Annotated in this window: 27 protein-coding genes and 1 tRNA gene; 11 read left to right on the forward strand and 17 right to left on the reverse strand. The window is 55.2% G+C overall.

Features of this window, described 5'->3' with window-relative positions; translation table 11 throughout:
• The first annotated feature begins 10 nt into the window (after positions 1-10).
• From HX448_RS10110 to selB, 9 genes are all read left to right on the forward strand, one after another.
• Positions 11-895, forward strand: a complete 885-nt coding sequence (locus HX448_RS10110; RefSeq protein ID WP_162485936.1) for a branched-chain amino acid ABC transporter permease — start codon at positions 11-13, stop codon at positions 893-895.
• A gap of 155 nt (positions 896-1,050) precedes the next feature.
• Complete coding sequence (locus HX448_RS10115; protein WP_102330935.1) at positions 1,051-1,983, forward strand: branched-chain amino acid ABC transporter permease; 933 nt, start codon at positions 1,051-1,053, stop codon at positions 1,981-1,983.
• Positions 1,959-2,738, forward strand: coding sequence for an ABC transporter ATP-binding protein (locus tag HX448_RS10120; RefSeq protein WP_102330934.1), 780 nt, complete (start codon positions 1,959-1,961; stop codon positions 2,736-2,738). Before HX448_RS10115 ends, HX448_RS10120 begins: the two co-directional genes overlap by 25 nt.
• Complete coding sequence (locus HX448_RS10125; RefSeq protein WP_102330933.1) at positions 2,739-3,458, forward strand: ABC transporter ATP-binding protein; 720 nt, start codon at positions 2,739-2,741, stop codon at positions 3,456-3,458.
• A 171-nt stretch (positions 3,459-3,629) separates the two neighbouring features.
• Complete coding sequence (locus HX448_RS10130) at positions 3,630-4,820, forward strand: ABC transporter substrate-binding protein (protein WP_162485935.1); 1,191 nt, start codon at positions 3,630-3,632, stop codon at positions 4,818-4,820.
• Between the two features lie 91 nt (positions 4,821-4,911).
• Positions 4,912-5,006: transfer RNA gene (locus HX448_RS10135), tRNA-Sec, on the forward strand.
• A gap of 88 nt (positions 5,007-5,094) precedes the next feature.
• Complete coding sequence (gene selD, locus HX448_RS10140) at positions 5,095-6,084, forward strand: selenide, water dikinase SelD (protein WP_394573344.1); 990 nt, start codon at positions 5,095-5,097, stop codon at positions 6,082-6,084.
• Positions 6,085-6,094: 10 nt separating this feature from the next.
• On the forward strand, positions 6,095-7,480 hold the full coding sequence (gene selA, locus HX448_RS10145) for an L-seryl-tRNA(Sec) selenium transferase (RefSeq protein WP_102330930.1): 1,386 nt from the start codon (positions 6,095-6,097) through the stop codon (positions 7,478-7,480).
• Between the two features lie 151 nt (positions 7,481-7,631).
• Positions 7,632-9,512 (forward strand): selenocysteine-specific translation elongation factor, encoded by a 1,881-nt coding sequence (gene selB, locus HX448_RS10150; RefSeq protein ID WP_102330929.1) that lies wholly within the window; start codon positions 7,632-7,634, stop codon positions 9,510-9,512.
• 14 nt (positions 9,513-9,526) lie between these two features.
• Here selB and HX448_RS10155 read toward each other — a convergent pair whose 3' ends face one another.
• The 8 genes from HX448_RS10155 to tatA form a co-directional block, all read right to left on the reverse strand.
• Complete coding sequence (locus HX448_RS10155) at positions 9,527-9,739, reverse strand: hypothetical protein (RefSeq protein ID WP_162485934.1); 213 nt, start codon at positions 9,737-9,739, stop codon at positions 9,527-9,529.
• A 35-nt stretch (positions 9,740-9,774) separates the two neighbouring features.
• Positions 9,775-10,812: an FAD:protein FMN transferase gene (locus HX448_RS10160; RefSeq protein ID WP_226846770.1), complete on the reverse strand. Its 1,038-nt coding sequence runs from the start codon at positions 10,810-10,812 to the stop codon at positions 9,775-9,777.
• A gap of 20 nt (positions 10,813-10,832) precedes the next feature.
• Positions 10,833-12,641, reverse strand: coding sequence for an FAD-dependent oxidoreductase (locus tag HX448_RS10165; RefSeq protein ID WP_162485933.1), 1,809 nt, complete (start codon positions 12,639-12,641; stop codon positions 10,833-10,835).
• A gap of 17 nt (positions 12,642-12,658) precedes the next feature.
• Complete coding sequence (locus HX448_RS10170) at positions 12,659-13,864, reverse strand: 4Fe-4S binding protein (RefSeq protein ID WP_102330926.1); 1,206 nt, start codon at positions 13,862-13,864, stop codon at positions 12,659-12,661.
• A 269-nt stretch (positions 13,865-14,133) separates the two neighbouring features.
• Positions 14,134-14,871, reverse strand: coding sequence for a twin-arginine translocase subunit TatC (gene tatC / locus HX448_RS10175; RefSeq protein WP_102330925.1), 738 nt, complete (start codon positions 14,869-14,871; stop codon positions 14,134-14,136).
• Between the two features lie 29 nt (positions 14,872-14,900).
• Positions 14,901-15,104 (reverse strand): Sec-independent protein translocase subunit TatA/TatB, encoded by a 204-nt coding sequence (locus HX448_RS10180; RefSeq protein WP_102330924.1) that lies wholly within the window; start codon positions 15,102-15,104, stop codon positions 14,901-14,903.
• A 37-nt stretch (positions 15,105-15,141) separates the two neighbouring features.
• Positions 15,142-15,378 (reverse strand): twin-arginine translocase TatA/TatE family subunit, encoded by a 237-nt coding sequence (locus tag HX448_RS10185; RefSeq protein ID WP_102330923.1) that lies wholly within the window; start codon positions 15,376-15,378, stop codon positions 15,142-15,144.
• 1 nt (position 15,379) lies between these two features.
• A complete protein-coding gene (gene tatA / locus HX448_RS10190; RefSeq protein ID WP_102330922.1) occupies positions 15,380-15,664 on the reverse strand; it encodes a twin-arginine translocase TatA/TatE family subunit in 285 nt (94 codons plus the stop codon).
• Between the two features lie 185 nt (positions 15,665-15,849).
• Between tatA and folP the strand changes: the two genes are divergently transcribed.
• A complete protein-coding gene (gene folP, locus HX448_RS10665; protein ID WP_162485932.1) occupies positions 15,850-17,205 on the forward strand; it encodes a dihydropteroate synthase in 1,356 nt (451 codons plus the stop codon).
• Positions 17,206-17,222: 17 nt separating this feature from the next.
• The gene (queD, locus tag HX448_RS10200; protein ID WP_102330920.1) at positions 17,223-17,588 is read left to right on the forward strand and encodes a 6-carboxytetrahydropterin synthase QueD; all 366 of its coding nucleotides are present in this window, start codon (positions 17,223-17,225) and stop codon (positions 17,586-17,588) included.
• Here the strand turns inward: queD and HX448_RS10205 are convergent.
• The 9 genes from HX448_RS10205 to HX448_RS10245 all read right to left on the reverse strand — a co-directional run bounded on the left by HX448_RS10205 (position 17,585) and on the right by HX448_RS10245 (position 25,675).
• Positions 17,585-17,992, reverse strand: coding sequence for a Zn-ribbon domain-containing OB-fold protein (locus HX448_RS10205; protein ID WP_102330919.1), 408 nt, complete (start codon positions 17,990-17,992; stop codon positions 17,585-17,587). The genes queD and HX448_RS10205 overlap by 4 nt on opposite strands.
• Entirely contained in the window at positions 17,992-19,170 is a 1,179-nt protein-coding gene (locus HX448_RS10210) for a thiolase C-terminal domain-containing protein (RefSeq protein WP_102330918.1), read from the reverse strand. Before HX448_RS10210 ends, HX448_RS10205 begins: the two co-directional genes overlap by 1 nt.
• Positions 19,171-19,200: 30 nt before the next feature.
• A complete protein-coding gene (locus HX448_RS10215) occupies positions 19,201-19,887 on the reverse strand; it encodes a glycerol-3-phosphate acyltransferase (protein WP_102330917.1) in 687 nt (228 codons plus the stop codon).
• Positions 19,888-19,924: 37 nt separating this feature from the next.
• Positions 19,925-20,773: a PHP domain-containing protein gene (locus tag HX448_RS10220; RefSeq protein WP_102330916.1), complete on the reverse strand. Its 849-nt coding sequence runs from the start codon at positions 20,771-20,773 to the stop codon at positions 19,925-19,927.
• Complete coding sequence (locus HX448_RS10225; protein WP_102330915.1) at positions 20,773-21,543, reverse strand: TIGR00282 family metallophosphoesterase; 771 nt, start codon at positions 21,541-21,543, stop codon at positions 20,773-20,775. The genes HX448_RS10220 and HX448_RS10225 overlap by 1 nt, the downstream gene beginning before the upstream one ends.
• A 166-nt stretch (positions 21,544-21,709) precedes the next feature.
• Entirely contained in the window at positions 21,710-23,248 is a 1,539-nt protein-coding gene (gene rny / locus HX448_RS10230; RefSeq protein WP_102330914.1) for a ribonuclease Y, read from the reverse strand.
• Positions 23,249-23,330: 82 nt separating this feature from the next.
• Positions 23,331-23,915 carry a regulatory protein RecX gene (locus HX448_RS10235; protein WP_162485931.1) on the reverse strand — a complete coding sequence of 195 codons (585 nt, stop codon included), beginning with the start codon at positions 23,913-23,915 and terminating at the stop codon, positions 23,331-23,333.
• 55 nt (positions 23,916-23,970) lie between these two features.
• Positions 23,971-24,993, reverse strand: a complete 1,023-nt coding sequence (gene recA / locus HX448_RS10240) for a recombinase RecA (RefSeq protein ID WP_190259877.1) — start codon at positions 24,991-24,993, stop codon at positions 23,971-23,973.
• Positions 24,994-25,420: 427 nt separating this feature from the next.
• Positions 25,421-25,675 carry a translation elongation factor-like protein gene (locus tag HX448_RS10245; protein ID WP_102330912.1) on the reverse strand — a complete coding sequence of 85 codons (255 nt, stop codon included), beginning with the start codon at positions 25,673-25,675 and terminating at the stop codon, positions 25,421-25,423.
• Positions 25,676-25,857: the final 182 nt, after the last annotated feature.

A 25,857-nucleotide genomic window follows, 5' to 3' on the forward strand; every position in this document is an offset into this window, starting at 1 on the left:
CGTGACTGGATTGAACTGGCCTCAGATTCTACTTAACTCGGCAGTAACCGGAAGCCTGTACCTCATCTCAGCCATTTCGCTGACGCTGGTGTATGGGTTAGCCAAGTTTCCAAACTTTGCACACGCCGAGATCATGTCTCTCGGCGGTTTCATGGGCTTCTGGATCAGCGAACAGCTTGGCGCTCCGTTGCCGGTCGCCTTCCTTGTTGCCTTTATCTCCGCCGGCATCGCCGGATTCCTGAGTTACCGGTTGATTTTCAAGCCGTTGTCGGACAAGGGAGCCAGCCTTATCCACCTCATGGTCGCCTCCATGGCTCTCGGCTTCATTCTGCGCCACACCGAAGGGCAGATCTGGGGTTTCGCCCCGCTAACTTTCCAAAAGATAGTTTGGCCTAGCTGGGAAGTGGGCTCAGTCCACATAACACTGGACTGGATCATCCTCATCGCCACCGCGATTTTAATCGGCATCGCCCTTCATTTCATGATGACCCGGACCAAGATCGGTAAAGCCATAAGAGCGACAGCTTCCAATCCCAAACTCGCTTTGTCATCCGGGATCAATACGACAAGAGTGCTGGTCATCACCTGGTTCGTTTCTGCCGGTCTGGCCGGTATAGCCGGGCTTTTTCGCGGCGTTGAAACCCGCGTCTCACCCTACCTGGGGTGGGATATTCTGCTACCGACCTTTGCCGTCGCCATGCTGGGCGGCATCGGCAGCTTTTACGGGGCCATGGTAGCGGCGATCATCATTGGGCTGGCAGAGAATATCGGCGTAGTGTTGCTTGCCCAGGCAGGACTCTCCACCGATTACAGGATGGCGATCCCATTTATTATCCTCATCGCAGTATTGATCTTCAGGCCGCAGGGTCTGGCCAAGGCTTTCAAGGGAAATTGATGCGATGAACAGGAGAAAATCCGAAATCCGAATATCGAAATTCGAACCAAATTCGAATAATCAAAACTCGAAATACCAAACTGTTTCGGGTTCGGGATATTCGCGCTTTGGATTTGTTTCGTGCTCCGGATTTCGTGCTTCGAGTTTGAAATAAAATGGATCCGATACTTGTATACATATTAAACGCACTGGTGTACGTGGGGATCTTCTCCATCGTCGCCCTGTCGCTGAATGCCGAGTACGGCTATACCGGCCTCGCTAGCTTCGGCAAAGTCGCCTATTTCATGATCGGAGCCTACGGCTTCGCGATTCTGGTTGAAGCCGGGATTCCCTGGCCTGTGGCTATCATTCTTGCCGCGATCATCGCCTCTTTTTTCGGCTTACTTGTGGCGTTGCCGGCGATACGTCTCAGAGAAGACTACTTGGCGATCGTCACTCTGACCTTCGGTGAAATTCTGCGCATATTCATCAAAGCTGAAGATTGGCTGGCCAACGGAGTGTGGGGCATCTCAGTGCCGCCGTCATTTGCGACAGGCAACTTCTCCAATCAGCTGATCATCAACATCATCCTGGTGGGCGCCGTTCTGATTATCTGCTACTTCTTCATGCGGCTGCTGGCGAATTCGCCTTTCGGGCGGATCATGAGAGCCTTGCGGGACGATGAAACCGCAGCCGATGCCATCGGCAAGAACAGGGTGAAATACAAGGCGCAGGTATTCATGATCGGTTCGGCCATGGCCGGAGTTGGCGGGGCACTGTTCGCCAATTTCATCGGCTATATCACACCCGACTCTTTCCTGCCGATAATCACATTTACCATCTGGATGATGGTCATCCTGGGCGGACCGGGCTCCAATATAGGCGTGATTATCGGCGCCGCGGCGGTCCAATTGTTCGAACGCGGGACGATAATCCTCAAGGACTATATTCACCTGCCCATCGACCCGACCAACGTCCAGAACATTCTGTTCGGCTTGATCATCATCGTCATACTGATGTACCGCCCGAGCGGGCTTTTCGAGGAAAGCAAGGTGAACACACTCGGAACGAGGAGGGCCATGCGATGGTTGAACCCCTCCTCAAAGTAGAAAACCTGATAAAAAACTACGGCGGCCTGTGCGCCGTGGATGGCGTCAGCCTGGAGGTCGGGCGGGGCCAGTTCGTGGCGCTGGTCGGTCCCAACGGCTGCGGCAAGACGACGCTTCTATCTTCGATATACGGGCTCCGGCCTTCTGACGGGGGTCAGGTCACTTTTGCCGGGAGGCACATAGAAAAACTATCGCCTCACCAGATATTCGACCTGGGTATGGGCAATGCATTCCAATTCCCCCGGCTGTTCCCGAGCATGACGGTACTGGACAATATGATCATCGCCGCACGCAACCAACGAGGCGACCACCTCTGGAACTCACTCTTCCGCCGCGGCGCTTGGCACCGCGACGAGGAGCGGCTGGCTATCCGGGCGATGCAGCTTTTGGAGCTGCTGAACCTGTCCCACCTGACCTTTGCCAAGGCGGGAGAAATGTCCGGCGGCCAGCAGAAACTCCTGGAAATCGGCCGGACGCTCATGGCCGAACCTGAAATGATGCTGCTGGACGAGCCGGCGGCCGGAGTTAACCCGGTGCTTGGAAGGCAGATCTTTGCCGAACTCGACAAGCTAAAGCGCGAAAAAGGCATGAGTTTCCTGATCATCGAACACCGCCTGGAACTTATCATGGCATTCACCGACTGGGTGTACGTGATGGACCGGGGCAAGATCGCTCTCCAGGGCGAACCGGAAAAAGTGATCAACGACCCGGTCTTCTTTGAAGTTTATATCGGCGCTACCAAGGAGAAATCCTAGATGACCGATATTTTCACCGCCTCAAAAATCGTTGCCGGTTATGGCGACGTCCACATAGTGAACGGCGTCTCTTTGCGGCTTGAGGAAGCCGGAAGTGTGGCCATCGTCGGTCCAAACGGCAGCGGCAAATCCACCCTGGTCAAGAGTTTCTTGGGGTTCGCCCACCTGTTCAGCGGCAAAATCACTTTCGAAGGCAATGACATCACCGGACTTTCGTCGGATAGAACTGTGGCGCTGGGCTTGGGTTACGTTCCGCAAACCGACAACGTCTTCAGGAACCTGTCCATCCAGGAAAACCTGGAAATGGGCGCCTTCATCCGCACCGACCGTTCCCAGGTCAAGGCCGATATCGAGAGCATGTACCAGATATTCCCTGAACTTGAGCGGCGCAAGAAGTTTTATGCCGGAAGCCTTTCGGGAGGCGAACGTCAGATGCTGGCGATCGCCCGGGCGATGATGGCTAAGCCGCGGGTGCTTCTACTGGACGAACCCCTCGCCTCCCTTTCCCACAAAGCTGCTGAGGGTATCCTGGATAAGCTGAGACTGATCAACAGCCACGGTACGGGACTCATCGTCATCGAGCAGGATACCCGGCGCATCCTGGCTTTTGCCAAGCGGGCTTACATCCTGGTAGGAGGACAACTTGCCCTGGAGGGTGAAGCCTCAACTATCCTGGAAAACGAGGACGCCAGGAAAAAATACCTTGGACTCGCCGGTTAACCTTCCGGCACGAAATTTAATTTTCTGCTGATAATTTTAACCCACAAAAGTCCTAACACTAACTTTACAAACGTGATGGCACTAGGGCTTTGGTACTATCAGTGTTGACAGGTAATCGTTAAGCGTTGTAATATCAGCCAAATTTCTCATTTTATGGAAAGGGGGACCCAGGTGTTTAAAAAGGCAGTTATTCTTCTCCTGACACTTGTCATGGCAGTCACCTTTGCCGCCTGCGGCAGCGGCAACAACAACACTACAGGCCCAACCACCTCCGCTCCGCCCGCCGACGTTAACCTCGGCGTGGTTATGGATCAAACCGGCGCCCTGTCAGGCATCGGCGGAAGCTTAGTCAAAAGCATCCAGCTTGCCGTCGAACAGGCAAATGCCACCGGCGGCATCAACGGCGCCAATATCAAACTGTGGATTGAAGACGGCAAGACCGACCCAGCTGCGGGCTTTGAAGCCATCAAGAAATTAGCCCAAATTAACGGTTGCAAGGTCATAATCGGCCCCATGATCTCCGGTGCGGCCATGTCATCAGGTCAGTGGGCTCTTGATAATAAGGTCCTGCTGATTTCACCCTCGGCGACTTCACCTGATATCGCACAGCAGGCTTGGCGCCAATTCTTCATCAGAACCGCCACCACCGACGATGTCCAAGGCAAGGCTATGGCCAAGATCATCACCGACGCCGGAACAAACAAGAAAGTCGCCTTCATGGTACAGAACAACCAGTACGGCGTCGGCATTGCTAATGCTGTTACCGCTGCTCTGGCTGGTAAGGCTACTATTGTCTCCACCATCAAGTACGACCCGGTTAAGCTCGACTACCTGTCTGAATTACAGCAGATCAAGGCCGCTGCGCCGGACTTCATCGTCCATGCCGGATACGAGGATGATGCCATCATTGTCTTCAAACAGGCCGCTCAACTCGGACTCGGCAAGCCGATCCAGTGGATCACCTCCGAAGGCGTCAAGGCTGCCAAGACCCTTACCGACGCCCAGGCTGCTGCCTTCATGGCTCAGTCTGTTGTCGGTACCAACCCGGTTTCTCAAGGCACCCAGTTCGACACTTTCAAGGCTGCCTACAAAGCCAAATTCAACGAAGAACCGGGGACTTATAACGACACCGTTTACGATGCCACGAGGCTGGCGATCGCCGCAATGAAGACCGCCGGTACCACCGATTCCGCCAAGATCGCCGCCGCCGTACTGGCCGCCGGTCAAAACTATGCTGGCGCCTCCGGCCCGATCACCTTCAACCAGTACGGTGACCGGACCTCCGCCACCTTCGAGGAATGGGGTGTCGTCCAGAGTGGCAGCACCTATACCTATACCCAGATCAAGCTGATCACATCCTAGAAAAACTCGTTGACTACTAAAGAGAGGCGCTCATCGGAGCGCCTCTCTTTTTATTGCTAGCCTGAACGTTATGTTATAATTTGCGCCTAGTGGAGGCGGATAGGCTCTGGTGGGCCTCGCGGTCTTCAAAACCGTAGGCGGCGGCGCAAACCGTCGCGGGGGGTTCGATTCCCTTCCCCTCCGCCACTTACCCCAAATTCCGTTCCGAAAGGGGGTGGGGCAGATGGCTAAACGCCTGACCGAATATTCAGCGTACTCCGGTTGAGCGGCTAAGATAGGTCCGGGTGACCTAGCTAAAGCCCTGTGCGGCTTGCCTCTTAAATCCTACCCCGAAGTCCTGGTCGGCCTGGATAAAGCCGACGATGCCGGAGTTTACCAGCTCACGCCCGAAATCGCCCTGGTGCAAACGATCGATGTTATCACTCCCATCGTCGACGACCCCTTTGCTTTCGGGCAGGTAGCCGCCGCCAACTCTCTTTCCGATGTCTATGCTATGGGCGGTCGCCCGGTGACGGCGATGAGCTTCGTCGGTTTCCCAAGCGGTAAAATGGAAATAGAAATTCTCCGGCTCATCCTGGAGGGCGCCATCTCCAAGCTCGACGAGGCAGGCTGCGCGTTAGTGGGCGGCCATTCCGTGAAAGACGATGAGATCAAATTTGGGCTATCGGTGACCGGCGTTATCGACCCGAAGAATGTGCTCACCAAGGGCGGGGAGAGGCCGGGGGATAAGCTGATCTTGACCAAACCGCTAGGCACGGGCATCCTGAACACCGCACTCAAAGGCGGCCAGCTTAATGAAACTGAGACGGACGCAGTCATTTCGCAGATGGCATCCTTGAATAAGTCCGCCGCCGAAGTGATGACCGCATTGGGAGCCCACGCCTCCACCGACATCACCGGTTTCGGGCTTGTCGGCCATGCTGCTGAAATGGTCACTCTCGGCGAGGTTTGTTTCAGATTGAATTGGAATAAGATACCATTGATGGAAGGTGCGGAGCGCTGGGCCAAAGCGGGGCTGATCCCGGGGGGGGCATACTCCAATCGGGAATATCGAGAGGACTTACTCGATATTGAAATGGACCTCAAAGAGTGGATGCTGGATATCCTCTTCGATCCGCAGACATCAGGTGGTCTTCTGATCGCCGCCCCGGGATCAGTCGCGGACGAAATGCTCAGACGGATTCGCGCCGCTGGTTGCCAGACCGCCGCCATTATCGGCGAAGTGGTCGCCGAACCTAAAGGCAGGATAATCATCACTGAATAGAGGCAGAAAAATGCCTAACGAAAACCAGAGCGAACTGCGCAAGTTGCCTTCAGTTGAAAAGGTGCTGTCCAGTCCTGAACTTGCAGCTGACATCGAACGTTATTCTCACCCTGTAGTCACCGCTACCGTTCGCGAAATCGTCGATAAAATCAGGGATAACGTTTCAAAGGGCGGCCAAACCCCACCCCTGGACGCGATCCTCGAAATGGTCAAATATCACCTTATTATTGAGTGGCCCGGCTTGTTGGAACCTGTGATCAACGCTACAGGAATCATTCTGCACACTAATCTCGGCCGGGCTCCTTTGTCCGCTGCAGCCGTCGAGGTACTTTCAAAACTATTAGGCGGCTATTATGCCCTGGAACTCGACCTTGCCACAGGCGAGCGCGGAGTGCGCGCCCAATCCATGGAAAAGCTGTTGCAGATAGCCAATGGGGCTGAATCAGCCCTGGTGGTCAATAATAACGCCGCGGCTGTGTTGCTTGTTCTGTCTACCCTTGCCAAGGGCAGAGAGGTTATCGTCTCCCGCGGCGAATTGGTACAGATCGGAGGCGGTTTCCGGGTTCCTGAGGTAATGGCTGCCTCCGGGGCGATACTCCGCGAGGTAGGCACCACCAACCAGACTTTCATTCGCGACTTCGAGACTGCGGTTTCAGACCAAACAGCGATGCTACTTGCAGTTCACCGCTCCAATTTCGCTATCCGCGGCTTTACCCACGACGCCTCGCTACCGGAACTCAAGGAACTGGCCAAGCAGTTCGACCTGCCGCTGATCTATGACCTCGGTTCGGGCGCTATTATCGACACCGCTACGTTCGGTATGACCCATGAGCCGACGATTGGGGAAGCGCTGGCTTCCGGCGCCGACATCGTCTGCATCTCCGGCGACAAACTCTTCGGGGGGCCGCAGTGCGGCATCATCCTGGGCAAGAAGTTCTATGTCGACAGACTCCGCAGGAATCCCCTGCTGAGAGCCCTCAGAATCGATAAATACGCCGCCATCGCCCTCACTGCCACCGTTTTACAATACCTCAAGGGACAGGCCGCAGAACTGCCCGTCTACCGCATGATGGGCGAGACGCTGGATAATCTGACCCGCCGCGCCGATGTTTTGGTTGAGAACCTGGCGACGGCCGATTTCTCTGCAGAGGTGACCGATGGCGAGAGCCTGGCAGGCGGCGGTTCTCTGCCGGATGAAACCCTGCCGACCCGTCTGGTTGTTGTTGCCGTAAAAGGCTCGATGGATGAATTCTGCCGTAAGTTACGGCTTGGTACACCCCCGGTGATGGGATGCGTTCGCGAGGGCAAATTCGTCATCGATCTGCGGACGGTCTTTCCCGACCAAGATACCATATTGGTCAATGCCATCGCGGATGCCGGAAAATCCAAGCATTAATGTCTGAATTCTAAATAAATCCAAATATCTAAATACAAAATCCAAACCCTGGGGATTTTGAATTTGAAGTATTGGATTTTAACATTGTTTAGTGCTTAGCTATTGGGATTTAGGATTTGAGCTGCAACATCTTGAAATTGGGGACTGATTCTTGATCACATTAGGAACGGCCGGTCACATCGACCACGGTAAGTCGAGCATAGTGAAGGCGCTCACCTCCATCGATCCTGATCGCCTACCGGAGGAAAAAGAGCGCGGCATGACGATCGACCTGGGTTTCGCTTGGTTCGCCTTGCCTTCTGGTGAAAAAGTCGGCCTTGTCGACGTCCCTGGCCACCAGCACTTCGTCCGTAACGTCATTCCGGGCCTCACCGGCATCGACGCCGCAATGCTCATCGTCGCCGCAGATGACGGATGGATGCCGCAGACTGAAGAGCACCTGCAGATCATCGACCTTCTAGGTATAGATCGAGGTCTTGTCGTCCTCAACAAAGTCGACCTTGCCGAAGCCGACTGGCGGGAAATGGTCAAAAACGATATCGTAGCTCACCTTGCCTGCACCAGCCTCGAGGGAACCCCGCTAATCGAGGTATCAGCCAAAACCGGCCAGGGCATCGACGGATTAAAGACCGCTATCGAGGAATTGGCTGTCGATGTCCGTCAACAGGACATCAAGAAGCCTCGCCTTCCGATCGACCGGGTCTTCAACATCAAGGGCACCGGCACGGTAATCACCGGCACTCTGCATCACGGCTCGTTATCCCTCGGGGATGAAATCGTCATACTTCCGAAAGGCATTTCAGCCCATATCCGCGCTATCGAAAGCTACAAAGAGCACTTGGCTAAAGCGGTTCCCGGCTCCCGCGTCGCCCTGAACCTGTCCGGCGTCAAGAAAGATGAACTCGAACGCGGCGATATCATCGTAAAACAAGGGCAGGAGACGCCTTTATCAAGATTTTTGGACGCGGAATTGCGACTATTGCCCGGGGTCAAACAACCTCTTGAAACCGGGACCGAAGTCTCGGTTTTCTTTGAAACAACCGAACTCCCGGCCAGAGTCATCGGGCTGGAAGGCAAAGAGGTTGCCCCAGGCACTCCGGCCATGGTGCAGCTCAGGCTCGATCGCGAGGTTTCAACCTTAATCGGCGAGCGTTTCATCCTTAGAAAAAGTTCCCCGGCCGAAACCATTGGCGGCGGGCGGATCCTCGACCCATTGGCTGAACGATACCAATTAAAAACCGCCGCTCAAGAACTGGACCGGCTCATTGCTCGCCGCAAACTAGACCTGGATTCACTGGTAACGACCGAGTTGTTAAAATTCCATTTCGCAGTCAGGCGCCGCTTCCTGAGCGACAGTCCTTTCAGTGAAGCGGCAATTTCGAAGTCAATCGAGGGATTGACTCAAAAAGGGAAGTTGAACGCTCGCGGTGACTGGCTCGTCGGTGGCGATTTCTGGATCGACCAAACGCGCAAATTGTTCGATGTGCTGGCTGGAGAACACAAGGCTGAACCGCTCAAGAAAGGATTGTCTCAGGCGGAGGCAGCAGCGAAGCTGGCTCTGCCGCCTGAGCTGTTTGCCGCCCTCGTCGATGAACTCGTCAGCACCAATAAAATCATCCGCTCCGAAGACATCCTGGCTCTTTCAAGCCATAAGCCGATGCTCTCAGGCGGACAGTCGGATATGGAGAACCGCATCATTGCGGCGATAGGAAAAAACCCGACAGCACCGCCTACCAGGACCGAACTGCTCCAATCCCTGACCGGGGCATCGAACGTCCTTCGCTACTTGTTGGAGCAGGGGAAGGTCATCGAACTGCCGGACGGCATATTGCTGTCAGCCGCCCAGTACCGTTCAACAAGGCAAAAGGTTATCGATGTTTTGAAATCGAAGGGCCAAATTGCCATCCAGGACATGGCAGCCATCACGGGATTCTCCCGAAAATATTCGATCCCGTTTCTGACCCGATTGGACCAGGAAGGCATTACCAAGCGCCAGGAAAACGTCCGGATTCCAGCCCGCAAGCTGGAATAACATTCTCGGTCTTTTTAGCGCGTCGTGGTCGGTGGTACCGACGTTGTGGGGGCGGTAGTCACCGTTGCGGAAGTTGTCGGAGGGCGGGTCGTCGTGGTGACAGGTGTGAATGTCTGGGTCGGCTCAGGATTTATGGCCTCATTGACCCCGAAAACCAGGCTGATGACTGCTGCGGCAATCACCGGGGCTGTAACCACAATGCTTTTGGTCAGTGACGCATCAGCCATTTTCAACCTCCAAAAGAACCCTTAAGAATATCTGACTATTCCGGCAGGACCTGCACCGCACCCTCGAAACCGCTGGTGGTGTACTTGTTCATGTTCTTGTCGATGAGGAGCGCCTCAACTCCCGGCAGGCTTTCCAGAAGCGACAGGGCGTCGGTTTTGCCCAGAACCATCGCCGAAGTAGACAGTGCATCGGCGTAGGTCGTATCGGAGGCTAGAACCGTCGCCGAAGCCAGTTCCCTCGGCGAATGACCTATCCTCGGATCGATGATGTGATTCCAGCTGAAATCGGGGGTAAAGGTGTTTTCATAGTCCCCGGAGGTGGCGATAGAATCGTTGGTCGTCTGGAAGACCTCATAGTAACCCGCCAGGGCCCTCGGGTGAGTCAAGCCGATCTTCCACGGCTGTCCGTCGTCCCTGGCGCCCCGGAGTGACATATCGCCGGAGCCAGCGACGAGAACTCTCGAATAACCGCGGCCGCGGAGCAATGACGCGGTCTGGTCAACCACAAACCCCTTGGCGATGCTGTCAAGGGTTAGGCACATGCCCGGCGCCGCCAGTGAAATCCTCTTATCTTTGACCTCGATGCCTGAATAATTCACGAGGTCTTTGGCCGCATCGATCTGCTTTTCGGACGGAGGCGCGCCGCCGTCGGCAAAACTATCGACATAGAGGTTGAGGAGCGGCAGAACGCTTACGTCATAGGCGCCGCCGGTGATGTCGGATATATGTTTGGCTTTTTGCATGATGCCTAGAAGTTCGGGGGCGGCATTATCGACATAACCGTCACGGTTCAACATCGCCAGATCGCTGCCCGGGTCGAAACGCGACAGGATCGATGACAACCGCTCGACCTCGGCAAAGCCTCCCTGAATCGCCTTGGCGGCCAGTTCCGGTTCGGTGTCAACGAGTTTGATAGTGATGAACGTCCCCAGGAGTTGGCGCGTCTCGCTGACCTCTTTAACTCCGCCGGTAGCCAGCAGTTCTCTGATCCCCAATCCGCCAAGTGCCAGGACGCCTGCCCCGACGGCACTGATACGGACGAAATCGCGCCGGGTGAGTTTTTTGTTCAACATAATTCCTGCCTCACTGGAGGTTAAGCATTGATCTTAGAAAGCAGCACCGCCGCGATGAGCAGCACCCCGGCCGCCACCAGGATTCTCAGTGCGTACAAATATACTTTACGCTTGCCGGCCTGCTCGGCGGACTCGGCCTTTTCAGCCGCTCTCCTAGCCTCCACCACGGTGGTATAGCCGACGCCGGGCGTGATGGCGTTCCACATGCAGGCCTCCACGCAGCGGCCGCAGAAAACACAGGCGCTGGTGTCAAGTGAATAGTCTTTAAGGTCGTAGCACAGGTCGCACTTGAGACAGCGCTCGGCGTCGAGTTTGGCCGCTTTTTCTTCAAGTGTCTGCTCCGAAGCGGCCATGCTGCCGTCAGCCGCCCGTACCTGTTTCACCGGAACCGGTGAGGGCATTCTTCTTAAGAGGCTCCGGATTGGCGTTACCGCTTTGGAGGACTCCGGGGGAGCCAACTGCTGGTCGAGGTTGCCGCTGCCGCCTAAGTATCTGTCAACCATCGAGGCGGTCCAGCGTCCGGCGGCGATCGATTCGACTACCGAACGCTGTTCGTTCACGGCGTCGCCGGCGGCAAAAACGCCTCTTCTGCTGACCTCGAGATTTCCCTGTGGCGTGTCGCCGGCCCTGCCAAGCGCCGAAATCACTATGTCGGCCGGGTATCTTTCCTCGGTGTTAGGCAGCGGATCATAGCCTAACTCGCCTGCCCGATCGTAACCGAAGGCACGGATTTTCTGCCCCAGAATACCGGCAGCTTTGCTATTTTCCGAATACACACGGTAAAAGAGTGACGAGGAATGGACGATAACACCCTCGGCCACGGCTTCATCGACCTCGAACGAGTCGGCTTCACGATCACCGGTGTGTTCCTGGCCGAAGATGTGGACTTCCTTGGCGCCGGAGCGCGCCGCGGCCACCGCCAGGCGGAAGGCCAGGCTGCCGCCGCCCAGGATGATCACTTTCTGGCCAAATTCCACCGGCTTACCGGCGTCGACGTCAGCCATGACGGTCTCACCATCGGAAACCCCGGCATCCCGGGAGCCGGGAATGGGCAATTTCAAGGACTTTCCCCAGCCGAGGATGCCGATAGCCAGTACCGACGAGTCAAAACCCTGGGCAAACAGGGAATCGATTGATTCGACCCTGGAGTTAGTTTTGATGTCTACCCCGATGCTCTCGATGGTGCCTATCTCGAGGTTCATCACGTTCTTGGGCAGTTGGTACTCAGGAATACTTGAGAGCATCTTGCCGCCCTTGTCCGGCAGCGCCTCGAACACAGTTACCTTGTGCCCCAGGAGAGCCAGGAAGTAGGCGGTCGACAAACCGGCCGGACCCGACCCGATCACCGCCACTTTTTTACCGGTGGCGGGGGCGATCTTCAGATTCTTGCGCCATGAGCCATCGTCTTTTTCGGCGGCGAAGCGCTTGAGCGCTCTGATGAGGAGCGACCCTTCGTACTCGTTGCGCTGGCACTCTGCCTCGCAGGGGTGCTTGCAGATGTAGCCGAGCACCAGCGGGAACGGCACCCGCTCGCGCATGACCGCCACTGCTTCGGCATACTTGCCCTCGGCGATAAAGCGGATGTACCGGGAGGCGTCCAACCCCGCCGGACACGCCTGGGAGCAAGGGGCGGTACGCATGCGTTTCTTGACCTGCCGGGTACGATTAAGGGTGATGGCGTCAACCGGACAGGCGCGGTCGCAGCGGTCGCAGGCGGTGCATTTGGCTTCAGACCACTTGAATTCCTGGTGTGCGCCAAACGTCTGCCTGCCCCTTGAAACGGCTTGTTCCGGGACGATGACGATATTCTTATTGTCGATTTTAGCCAATTCAGTTTCCTCCGGCGCTAGCGGGCGGTGAGCCGTCCGTAGGTACTTACCGCCCATGTCCGAATCTTAAGCACGATATCCATGGTGGCGCCCACCGGACACAGGTAATGGCACCAGAAGTTGTAGATAAAGAGGCCGACCCCGAGGACCGACACTACAAGTATCCAGTTGGACAGGTTGCCCTGCAGGCTGAAAACGGTATTCCACGGCTCGAATACGGCAAGTTGTGGCGACCTGAAGATGAACACCAGCATGACTACTGCCCACAGGATGAAGTACCGGCTGTTCCTGAGGGTTATTTGGAGCCGGCTGACAGGCCTCACCTGGCTTCCGCCCAGGAAATGGATGCCTTCCTGGAGCGCCGAGAAAGGACAGATCCAGAAACACCAGAAGTTCTTACCCACTGTAAGCGCAAGTATCAGGACGCCAAATACCATGATGTAAAGAAGGGGATTGGTGAATATCGAAGGCGCGTAGCCGATCGGGAAGACGATGAAGTTGATGAGCGATAGCATCGCCGATGCCCAAACTCCGAATACCGCCAGGCCGAAAATAAGCATGACATAGCGCGGCCAACGCTTCTGTTTAAGTGCGGGGATTGTCCTGAATGCAACAACGAGGGCGAGGGCAATAATGAGGAGGATCTCCTCCGGACCGATTTTGAGTTGCTGGGCGGGTCCGACGAACGGCTTGCCGAGTTGTTCGGCCAGGAGCAGGCGCCCGCCGTAAACACCCTGGGCTACGCCGGTGGACGAACGCGTGGCGCCGGTTGATGCATCAATGTCGGTCCCGATAGTGAACGGGTCAGAGAAAGTCCGCCCTATATACTGGCTGAAATAGTTGGGGAAATCTCCGAGGGCTTTGTTTAGCCTGGCGTACCATACCGGCGTCTCTTTGAGTTCCGGCACCTGGACGTTGGTGATGGTGCCGTCCATGGTCCAGGCCACCATCACTACCATCGGGCCGGCATAGCCCTGTCCCTTGCCAGCGGTGACCCAGCCGGTCTGGGTACCGTTGGCCGATGCTGAATAAAGGTACTGTCCGTCGGAGGGTTTGCTTGAAACAAGCTCGAAAGTAGCGTTGGGGACCACATCCGGGAGGTATTTGGCGACGTCAGTGTTGAGATTGAGTTGTCCGAAGATCCAGGCGCCGGCGAGGGAAACTACGGCCGCGATGACAAGCACCGACCTGCCGTGATTACGCCAGAAACTGCTTTGCGTCAAATCATGCCTCGCTTCCTGTACCCCCGTCACCCCACGCGGGTAAACCGCCCTTAACAAAAGAAGTATCGGCAGATTATAGTTCTGGATTTTTGGAGTGTCAATACGCCAATAAACGCAGATAGCGAATATTTTGGTGATAAAATTAGAAAGTATAACGTTTAATCAGTTTAGGTCCGTAGAAAAAGGGATAAAAAAGGAAAAATGACACCAGGGGGAGAACAAATATTTTTAAGAGAATTCCCCGGTAAGGGTAAAACACCCGGTGGGTATCAGGCTATCGCGGGGACTCTTGGTTTACGCTTTTTGACAATCTTGGTCAGCCAGATACTCAGCTCGTAAAGGATAATGAGCGGAGCCGCCACAATCGACTGGTTGATCGGATCGAACGTCGGTGTGATGAAAGCTGAGATAATGAAGGCCAGCACAAACCATATCTTCCGTTTCGACGCCAGCCATTTTGAGGTGACCAGGCCCACGGCAGACAGCGCCATCAAAATGATAGGCAGCTCGAAAACTAAGCCAATTATCACCAGCATGCGCAGGACGATATCAACGTAATTCGAGATACGGGGCATGACGGTGACGTCGCCGATGGTGAAAGTGAACAGGAAGTGAATTGCCGGCGGCAAGGCGACGAAATAGGCAAACGCTACGCCGGCCAGGAACATGAGGACGATGAAGGGGAAGAATAAAAACAGGAAACGCTTCTCTTTTGCGGTGAGGGCTGGGGTTAAGAAAGCAAACATCTGGTAGATTATCCAGGGCATGGCGATGATAAAGCCGGCGGTCATGGCGACCTTGAAGTAGGTGCTGAAGGTCTCCAGCATCTCGGTGGCGATGATGTTCCCGGCAAGGTCCCCGGCAGGACGCTCGAGGAGCAGTACAAGCTTATCGGCAACAAACATGCCGATGACGACGCCGACGACAAGACCGAAAATAGACCTGATAAAGCGCTGCCGCATCTCGGTGAAATGTTCGGTGATGGGCAAACGTTTTTCGTCAATCATGTATCAGAGTGGTTCTTTCAAATATCCGACTATTTTTTATCGGAAGGCTTTGTGGGAGAACTGTCGATAGCTTTAGTAAATTCTTTTGTCATGTCGGTGGTAACCCTGCGGAAACTGCGCAGGAATTCACCGGCTTTCCTGGCAAATTCGGGAATCTTGTTGGGACCGAAAACAAGCGTGGCAACCACGAGAATCGTTAGGATCTCGAAGGTGCCCATGCCAAATAAATTCATCTAACCAACCTTGCTCACAGTCATGAAGATTAACCCTTCAACCAGCCTTGGGGCTTCTTTTCTGTTCTAACACGCGGCGGTTGATCGCTTTAGCCGCGGCACCGTCGTTGAGGCTGGTGACGACTTTGGTCTTGTTTTTGTCTCCACCGACAGCTTGCCGCAGTTGTCGCACGCCTTTACCCAGATTTTTCCCCAGGGAGGGAGCAAAACTGGCGCCGGTGATAACCAGGATAATTGTAAGTATGAGAATTATTTCGAGAGGACCAAATTTCATATTAGCCTTTCTTGGCCTGGTCAGCCTGCCATTTCTTGAAAGCGGTTAGATCTTCTTCGCTCACCTTGGCGGGAGCGTCCATCTCAGCGACCTCAGCTTTGGGTTGTTCGGCAACGGTTTCGGTGGCTTCAGTGTTCTTGGCTTCTTCGCCTTCGCCAGCTACGCCCTGTTTGAAGGACTTCAGCCCTTCACCCAGTGACTTGCCGATCTGGGGCAATTTACCGACACCAAAAATCAAAATCACAACAACTAAAATCAGAATAATCTCGGGCGGTCCTAACCTCATTTCAACCTCCTCAGTTGAAGTAAACCTAATTTGCGAATTACGGTTAATGATACCGCTCATTCATTTATTTTGTCAATCGTCACTAGACATAATGTTAGAGAAATTAGCAAACTCTTACAAGGACTGCTAAATGGCAATCCAAAAGCCCTTGTCACTCAACTTGTCCAACGCTATCATAAATGCTAATGAGCATTAAAGACCGGACACCCGCCCTCACCCGCATTAGCAATAGCGATTTCCAATGGGGAAACCGCACCTTCATCATTGGCATACTTAACGTCACCCCCGATTCCTTTTCCGGGGATGGCGTGGGGGCAGATATCGACGCTGCCATTGCCAGGGCAAAGCAACTGGTTATGGAAGGCGCGGATATTATCGATGTCGGGGGCGAATCAACACGCCCCGGTGCCCCTGAAGTCACCTCGGGGGAAGAAATCACTCGGGTTGTCCCTGTCATCCGGAAGCTAGCCTCCGAGATCGAAGTCCCCATCAGTGTCGACACCTATAAATCAGAGGTAGCGGATGCCGCCGTCAGAGCGGGGGCTTCGATGATAAATTCGGTGTATGGTTTGAAACGCGACCCGAAGTTGGCTGAAGTCGCCTCCCGTTTGAATGTTCCGATCATCTTGACCTCATCCCAGCGGGATAACCCGGCTACAGATATCATCAAGGCCATTCTTGCTGACCTAGGTAGTGCTGTTTCAGAGGCTGAATCCGCCGGAATCAAACGAGAAAACATTATCGTAGACCCGGGATTCGGTTTCGGAAAAACGGTGGTGCAGAACCTTGAACTGCTCAAAAGGTTGGATGAATTCAGGTGCTTGGGCAAACCCATTCTTCTCGGTACTTCCCGCAAATCAACCATCGGAAAAATCCTGGGAGACGTGCCCCTGGACCAGCGTCTTTTTGGAACTGTGGCCACTACGGTCATCAGCATCATGAACGGCGCCGATATCGTCCGCGTTCATGACGTTAAAGAAAACGTCCAGGCCGCGAGGATGACCGATGCCGTAATCCGGTGTTCCTTGATGGGTGAAAATCAGTTTCACAAGGTTTATCTAAGCTTGGGTTCAAACTTGGGCGACAGGTTGTCGAACCTGGAATCAGCAGTAAAACTTCTCCGGGAAAGAATATCAATCGCGCGAATCTCGCCGGTCTACCAAACCGAACCCGTCGGGGTGACTGAACAGCCCAAATTCCTGAACATGGTGGTCGAAGTGTGCACTGTTCTAGCCCCGGGGGAATTACTACTTTTCTTGAAGGACATTGAGCAACAGTTAGGACGCGGCTCAGCCGGATCGGAAGCTCCGAGGCCGATAGACATCGACATCCTTTTTTACGATACCCTAGTAATGACCAATGAATCGCTGGTTATTCCCCACCCCCGGTTGTCCCAGAGGGCTTTTGTGCTTGTTCCATTGCATAACCTTGTGCCCGACCTCGTTCATCCGGTTTTGAAAAAGACTGTTCGCGAGATGCTGTCAGCCCTGAATAATCCTCTAGGAGTCGAATTTTATCGTTGCAATCTACCCAATCTTTAATATGCAGAGGTCAAGCTATGTACTACATAACCGTCGAAAACCATTTTGACGCCGCTCATTTTCTACGCGGTTACGTTGGAAAATGTGAAAACCTTCACGGTCACCGCTATAAAGTGGCGGTAAAGCTTTCATCAGCTACGCTCGATGAGGTTGGCTTGGCTTTTGACTTTAGAGACTTGAAGAACGTCTTGAAACCCATCCTCAATCGCTTGGATCACACCCTCCTGAACGATGTATCGCCTTTCGACAAAATAAATCCCTCGGCAGAAAACATCGCGCGGAGCATTTTCAAGGAAGTCAAGGCGGGCATCGAGGGAGCAACCCTCGAATCAGTTACGGTATGGGAATCCCCCGAATCCTCAGCGGAGTACCGCGAGGACTAATCTTCGATCCTGAACAAAGGGTAAGCTGCCTCGCCGGCTGAATATTTATCGCCCCCAAATACTCCGTGTCCGGTCGTTACCGACTTGCCGATGACACTGAGATCCAGCTTGTCGGGGCAGTTCGTGTCGATGCGTCCGATCAGGTACGGTCCTTCATCTAAAGCAACGAGCGCCATCGCATAGGGAAGCTCCTTTTCCCGCCCCTCCGCCGCTACAAACAAGGTGGTATAGCTGGCTATTTTTCCCTTGCCGGAAAGCTGAATAATCTCAAGTTCTGCATTGCCGCACCGGGGGCAAACCGCCCGCGGCGGGCAAAGAATGTCTCCGCAGCCACACCTCAGACCAAGCAGGCGCCCTTCCCGTAAGGCGATGTCGTATTCTTTGAAAGAGAGCTTTATCGCCATCACCAGCCTCGCTCGAAGACCATGCTGACCATGGTGCCGCCATCGCCGCCCAGGGTGTCGGTCAAGCCGATTCGGGCATCCGGCACCTGGCGTTCCGGTTCTACCTCTCCGCGCAACTGCCGCACGATCTCAAAGACCTGCGCTGCGCCGGTGGCCCCGATGGGATGCCCCTTGCTCTTCAGGCCGCCGGATGGATTGATCGCCACTTTGCCGCCGATGTCCGCTTCACCCTTCATCCACGCCTCCCCGGCTTTTCCGTAATCGAAGAATCCCAGGCCCTCAGCGGCGATGAGACTGGCGATAGAGAAACAATCGTGTAGTTCACACACATCTATATCTGCCGGGGTGACCCCAGCCATGGCATAAGCCTGCTTCGAGGCTAGTTCTCGAGCCCTTAACCTGGGCAAATACTCGCCCTGCGATGCCAGCGGTCCTGATGAAGCCTGTCCCGCCCCGGCGATGAACACCGGCTTCGGCGACAGCACCCTTGCCTTGTCCTCAGCGGCGATGATCAAAGCCGCTGCCCCGTCGGAGAACGGGCAGCAGTCGTGGAGCTGGATAGGAGTGGCGACAGTGAAACTCTTGAGCACGTCGGGAATAGTGACTGATTTTCGGAGGTGGGCTTTGGGGTTGAACATACCGTGTTTATAGGATTGGACCGACACTTGGGCCATCTGCTCTTTCAGCTTTTCGATCGGCAGACCATACATGGCAGCATACCTATGTGCCAGCAGTGCAAACACACCCGGGAAAGTCATTCCGGCCGGGAATTCATATCTAGAATCGGAGAACATGGCGAAAGTGCGGGTGGCAAGGGGTGTGCCCAACGAAGCGGCACGTTCGACGCCGCCGGCAATCACAATGTCATAAATCCCCGAAGCGACGAGCAAGAAAGCGTCGCGCACCGCCATCGACGCGGAGGCGCAAGCGCCGTCGTAACGGTTGGCCGGCACGTTCCAGGTGCCGATGTAATCGGCGATAAACGCTGGAGTCATACCTTGGCCTTCGGCGAAATCCCCGAGCGCGTTTCCGACAAAAAGCGCTTGGACGTCCCGTGGCTGCAAATGGGCATCAGCCAGGGCGTCGAAGGCCGCTTCCGCGAATAGTTCTGAAAGGCTTTTATCTTGGGCACCCGAAAATTTCGTCTGCCCGATCCCGATTACCGCAACTTTACGCATACAACTCCGCGGTTAACTCTTTTGGATTTCCTAACTGAACGCCTTACCTGAATTTTCGGACCGTGAAAGCCACAACCTTCGGTCACGTATATCCCGATCGAACACCAGCCGGTTAATCAGGAGTTCTCCGGTCGAAAGATCGGTTGCGAGGTCGCTCCGGCCGCCGGCCAGCAGCCTCCTGGCGTAGGCGACAGCGGTGATCGCAACCATACCTGCAGTCACCGTAGTCTTATGGTCGATGCCGAAGAATTCCGCGAAATAATAGGCCAGGATCGGCAGGAGCAGCAGGCCGATGAAGACACCTAGCGATAACTGTTTAAAGGGAGCCAACGAGAACGCAATCAGCAGAACAGTGAGCCCCAAGAGTGGCGAGAATGCCAGGATAACGCCAAGGCTGGTCAGGATGCCCCGGCCGCCGCGGAAATTCAAATAGATCGGCCAGTTGTGCCCGGCAATTCCGGCGATGCCGACCACAAATTGCAGCCCGGTGTCCAACCCGGCCCACCGCGCCGCCAGCACAGCCAAAATGCCTTTTCCCAGGTCAAAAACGGCTACAGGTAACGCCCAGCGTTTTGAAGTCGCTGCCAGAACGTTAGAGGACCCTACGTTCCCGGAACCATATTTTCTGAGGTCTATGCCGCGAGTCCATTTGGCAACCAGGTAAGCCACCGGAATGCTACAGATCAGATATGCGGCTACGGCCAGGATTAAAACCATAATTTCTCCGAAATCCTAAATTCAGGCAGAAGGAACCCTAAATCTCTCCGTGCCTGGGATTTTCTCGTCGTTGAAGTAGTCCCTCGACGGCGGACATCGGCACCGGTTGACCCCCGATCATTGTCTCTGTCGAAGGGTCGAGCCCATGGTAGTCGGTGCCCCCTGTCGCAACCAGTCCCAGCCTCTCTGCCAACCGCTTCAATCTTTCGATCTCCCAATCCTTGAAGCTGGCATAATGGACCTCGATGCCGGCCAATCCGGCCGGGATGAGTTCTTCGATAAGCTTTTCATATCCGGGCAGGGTCAGCGGGTGGGCCATAACCGGCACGCCTCCAACTGATTTTATGAGCGCCACAGCTTCGGCAGGGGCCATCTTGATGCGTTCGACATAGCCCGGGCCGCCGCGGCTGATATATTTATCAAAGGCTTCGCCGAGGTAATTGATATATCCTTTTTCCAGCATCGCTTGAGCGATGTGCGGCCGGCCGATCACGGCGTCCCCGGCAATTTCTTTGACACGCTCCCATTCGAGGGGCACCCCAAGCTCTCGCAGACGTTCGACGATAGCCAGACCCCGGTCCTCGCGGGAAATTCGCATGATCTTGAGCCGGCGGATCAACTCCGGGTCCTGCCAGTCGATGAAGTAACCCAGGATGTGGACGTCGCCGGAGGCAACGTCGGTGGACATCTCCACGCCGGGGATGACGGTCATGTTAGGGAAATTCTTAGCCTCGGTCAGAGCCTCGGCGATGCCGTCCACCGAGTCGTGGTCGGTAAGCGCCATATACTTGAGTTTGAGGTAGCCTGCCTTGCGCACAACTTCGGAGGGTGAGAATACGCCATCGGAGGCGGTCGAGTGCAGGTGCAGGTCGACGCGGCTGACCATCAGATAGCCGCCTCCCGGTCGACTCGTTCTATGGCGATTGCTTTACCCTCTGAATTTGTTGTTATCAGCACCGAGTTAAAGGTAATTCGCGAGCCTTTGGCTACCGATAAGCGTTCGTGCATACCGGTGAGAAATCGCTTGAGTACATCGTCTTTATCATCGCCGATGATAGAGTGCCACGGACCCACCATCCCGATGTCCGAGACGCACGCGGTCCCGCCGGGCAGTATCCTTGCGTCTACAGTGCCAACATGGGTGTGAGTACCGACCACCGCCGAGACCCTGCCGTCAAGATACCAGCCTATCCCCTGTTTTTCGGAGGTTGCTTCGGCATGGAAATCGACGATGGTGTTACTCGGTTTCTTTTCTAAACTGTCCAGCAGAGCGTCCATAGCGCGGAAGGGATCATCGATTGTATTCATGAAGGTGCGCCCCATTAGGCTGACCACCAGGACCCCTTTGACGACAACGAACCCCTTGCCCGGGACGCCCGGCGGATAGTTCAGCGGCCGCAGCACCGGGGATGGTCCTTCGAGCATCGGGATGATCTCGGATTGCGCGAAGATGTGGTTGCCGGAGGTAATGACGTCGACGCCGTAGGAGAAAAGTTCGTCGGAGGTTTCGGGGGTCAAGCCTTTGCCGCCGGCGGCGTTTTCACCGTTGGCAATGACAAAATCGATGCCCAAACCCAACTTCAGCGCCGGCAGAATTTCCTTGACCGCCCGCCGCCCCGGTTTGCCGATGACGTCGCCGATGGCAAGTATTTTCATGAATCCCCAATTCTAGATTAAGGGTAGCGTACAACGCCCTATTATGCCACTCATTGGGCAGTCGTTCAATAACTTACGAAACCGCGAGAGAAAAGGAGGGGCTTTCGCCCCTCCTCGATAGTCACCGAATTTGATTGGGATTTCGATATTCGTGTTTCGGATTTATTTACCTTGCGTAATCGGTGGCGCGCGTTTCCCGAAGAACCGTTACCTTGATCTGGCCGGGATAATCCAGCCCCTCTTCGATCTTCTTGACGATATCGCGGGCCAGTCTCATCGAACCTAGATCGTCGATCTCTTCGGGCTTAACCAGGATGCGGATCTCGCGGCCGGCCTGGATGGCATAAGACCGATCCACGCCTTTGAAGCTGTTGGCGATCTCCTCCAGGGCTTTAAGGCGCTTGATGTAATTCTCGAGCGATTCGCGCCTGGCGCCGGGACGGGCGCTTGAAATGGCGTCGGCGGCAGAAACCAGGAAACCCCAGATGGAGGTCTCGGTCTGGTCGAAATGATGTTCAGCGACGCCCCGCACCACGTCCGGGTTCTTGTCCCACTGCTTGACCAGGTCGGCGCCGATGGCAGCGTGGGTGCCCTCGATATCGCGGTCGACAGCCTTGCCGATGTCATGCAGGAAGCCGGCCCGCTTGGCGACGTTGACATTGATGCCCAGGTCGGCGGCCATCATACCCGCCAGTTGCGCCACTTCGACCGAATGCTGCAACACGTTCTGGCCGTAGCTGGTGCGGTATTTGAGGCGGCCCATGATTTTGATCAGTTCGGGCCGCAGTCCGTGGACGCCGGCGGAATAGGCAGCCTGCTCGCCGGCAGCCTGCATCGCGGCTTCGACCTCTTCCTTAGCCTTAGCCACCACCTCTTCGATGCGGGCGGGGTGAATGCGGCCGTCGATGACCAGTTTGGATAATACCTGGCGGGCGATCTCTCGCCTGACGGGGTCGAAGCTGGAGATAGTCACCGCCTCCGGAGTATCGTCGATGATGAGGTCGACGCCTGTGGCCTGTTCCAGGGCGCGGATGTTGCGGCCTTCGCGGCCGATCAAGCGCCCTTTCATCTCGTCGGACGGGATCGGCACGACAGATACCGTCGTTTCAGTCACGATGTCCGATGCGGTGCGCTGGATGGCATGGATAATAATGTTACGCGCCTTCTCGTCGGCCTCTTCCTTGATGCGCTGTTCCCACTGTCGTATCCGCCGCGAGGACTCAACCTGCATCTCGGCTTCGACCATCTCCAGGAGGTGGTCTTTGGCTTCCTGGGTGGTCAAACCGGCGACTTCTTCTAATTTGCGCTGCTCCTGGCCGCGAAGCTCTTCCACTCTGGCCAATTCTTCGTCAATGGATTTTTCGCGGGCCATCAGGGCGTGCTCGCGCTGGTCAAGGGTTTCCAGCTTATGCTCCAGCGTCTCGACCTTCTGGGTCACCCGTGTTTCCTGTTTAGCCAATTCGGTACGGCGTTCGCGCAGTTCATTTTCATTGGCGAAACGCATTTTTTCGGCTTCGTCGCGGGCGCTCTGGGCAATTGTTTTAGCCTCGGCGTTGGCCTCGGCAATGGTGTGGGCGGCTTTGCGCTGCGCCACCCTGAGTTTGCGGCTGTAAATCAACTGTTTTGAAATAGAAATGAAGAAACCCCCAGCCACGCACCCGATTATGAAGGCGGCTAACACTGTTAAAGGATTCGTAAAGTCCATATTTTTAACCCCCGATTATTTTAAGTTTGTTGCCGTTTTGCCTGGGGGATAACGGCCTATCCTTGTTCTCTGTTCAAAAACTTTATTTGCCGTGATCAACCCCATCCGCATTGAGTCGAACGAGCGTCCGCTCGATGGTATTCCAATTGAAACCTCTGCGCCTCAAGAAGTCTGTCACCTTGTGCCGCGCTTCTTCCGCCGGCAATGTTTGAAACCGCTTGAGCCGCGGCAGAGCCGCCTGGTAGGCTGCCTCTCCGTCATCGATCGTTGAAACAGCATCGTTGGCGGTGGCGGCGTCGATGCCCTTGGTTTTAAGTTCCCGTTTGATGATGTAGGCCGACCTCGGGCTACCGGCAGCCCGGTTTTCGCTCCAGGATCTGGCGAAAGCGGCGTCGTCAATGAGGCCGGATGATTTCAACCGTTCGACCGTCGACTCGATCTCAGTCTCGCCATAACCCTTGCGGGCCAGCCGCTGCCGCATCTCGGATTCAGTGCGCGCCCGGTAACCCAGCAGTTTCAAAGCTGCCTGGTAGCAGGCATCGGCCAGTTCTTTAGGCGACCGTTCGAGGTCTTCGTTATCGATAAGCCTGGCCTTAACCATTTTCCCGGGTTGTCTCGCCAGAGGCAACTTTTCCCCCAAAAACAGTATCGGGCGGAGGGATGCCATGCCTCGCGCCCGACACCAAAGGGTTTTACCTAAACTAAGAGCCTTATTTTGGAGGCTATTCGGTCTCGATAAAGCTTGCGTTGGTGGCCGCCGTGGCACGGATATCCTTTTCGACGGCATCCGCCGTCTCCGGGTGCTGGACGAGGAAATTCCTCGCCGACTCCCGTCCCTGCCCCAGGCGAACATCACCATAAGAGAAGAAAGCACCGGACTTCTTGATCACGTTTGATTCGACGCCGAGGTCGATCAGGTTGCCCTCTCGGGAGATGCCCGAATCGAACAAGATGTCGAATTCGGCGCTCCTGAACGGAGGCGCCACCTTGTTTTTGACCACCCTCACCTTGACGTGGGTGCCGATGGCGGAGTTGCCGGATTTCAGCGTCTCTACCCGCCGCACGTCCAGCCGGACCGAGGCATAGAATTTAAGCGCCCGGCCACCGGGGGTGATCTCCGGGTTGCCGAAGACGATGCCCACTTTTTCGCGAAGCTGGTTGATGAAGATGACGGCGGTGCCGGTCGAACCGATGGCCGCGGTCAGTTTCCTTAAGGCCTGGCTCATCAGCCGTGCCTGCAGGCCGACGTGGGAGTCACCCATATCGCCTTCAAGCTCGGCCTTGGGCACCAGTGCGGCCACCGAGTCGATGACCACCAGGTCGGCGCCGCCGGACCTTACCAGTTTTTCGCAGATATCGAGGGCCTCTTCTCCGGTGTCAGGCTGGGCGATGTAAAGCTCATCGAGGTTGATGCCGCAGGTCTTGGCGTATTTCGGGTCGAAGGCGTGCTCTACGTCTATGTAGAAAGCCTTCCCGCCCTGCTTCTGACACTGGGCGATGATGTGCTGCGCCAGCGTGGTCTTGCCTGAACCTTCCGGACCGAAGATCTCGGTCACCCGGCCGCGGGGGATGCCCCCGACGCCCAGGGCCAGGTCCAGTGAGATGGAGCCTGTCGGGATGACGTCCACCGCGACGGTGGAGGCCGCGTCCGACAGCTTCATGATGGCGCCCTTGCCGAATTGCTTCTCGATCAGCCCGACGGCTGCTTCCAGTGCTCTTTGCTTCTCTAAGTCAATATTCGCCATGTTCTTCCTTCCATCATACCATAGGCTTCAAATGCTTGTCATAACGAGGTTATGAGTCGTCGATTACCGCGTTCCCGATCCAGGATAACGGTATTTGTTTGCCTCATTTTTACCGATATCGACGGAAACAACTCCTATTTTCATATTGAAAAAGAGCCAGAAAGCGACGGCGCCGGTTTGAAACAATTCCTTGATGTCACAAAACCAATGGGGAGGTTGAGATTCTTCACTTCGTTCAGAATGACAATAGGGTGGGACACACTGGCTATCATAGCACACGCGTACTAGAACACGCAAGCGATTTTTGTCGTTTTTAAAGGTTAGCTAAAAAATATTCCAGCGCCGGGGAGACTGTCGCAAGAATTGTCGGCCCCCACAAAGAGGACCCGGTTTTGGTAACGGAGTGGGTAAAATTCGGAGAGGCGGCTCAGGCTATTATAAACACCCTATCGCCAGGGCGAACCCGTTCCAAGACTTTAATGCCTACCGATTGTCCGGCGCCGGCTGCTGCGACTTCTTCTCGATCGATTTGCATCGATTCGACGGTCTGCGCTAGATCTGTGGTGTGTCCTTCAATGTGGATCCGATCGCCCTTCTTCAGGGAGTCGATCAGATCGATGCCAGCCACCCCAAGGTGCGAAAAGTAATCACTTACTGTGCCAACCATCGTTTCATCAGCCATCTTTGCCCTCCGTATTCAAAACCATATTTATCTCGATCAGAATCCGAAAACAGAGGATCTTCAACAACATCTTTCTTCAAGTTCCTTTTTTCGAGGGGAACCAGGAGTAACCGTCATAGTTCCATAAAACGCGTTTACACTGCGGACAGAGGAGAGTTATCCGGTTTCCATCCTGTTCCTTG

Source organism: Dehalogenimonas etheniformans, from assembly GCF_014672715.2.
In the GTDB taxonomy this organism is placed as follows: domain Bacteria; phylum Chloroflexota; class Dehalococcoidia; order Dehalococcoidales; family Dehalococcoidaceae; genus Dehalogenimonas; species Dehalogenimonas etheniformans.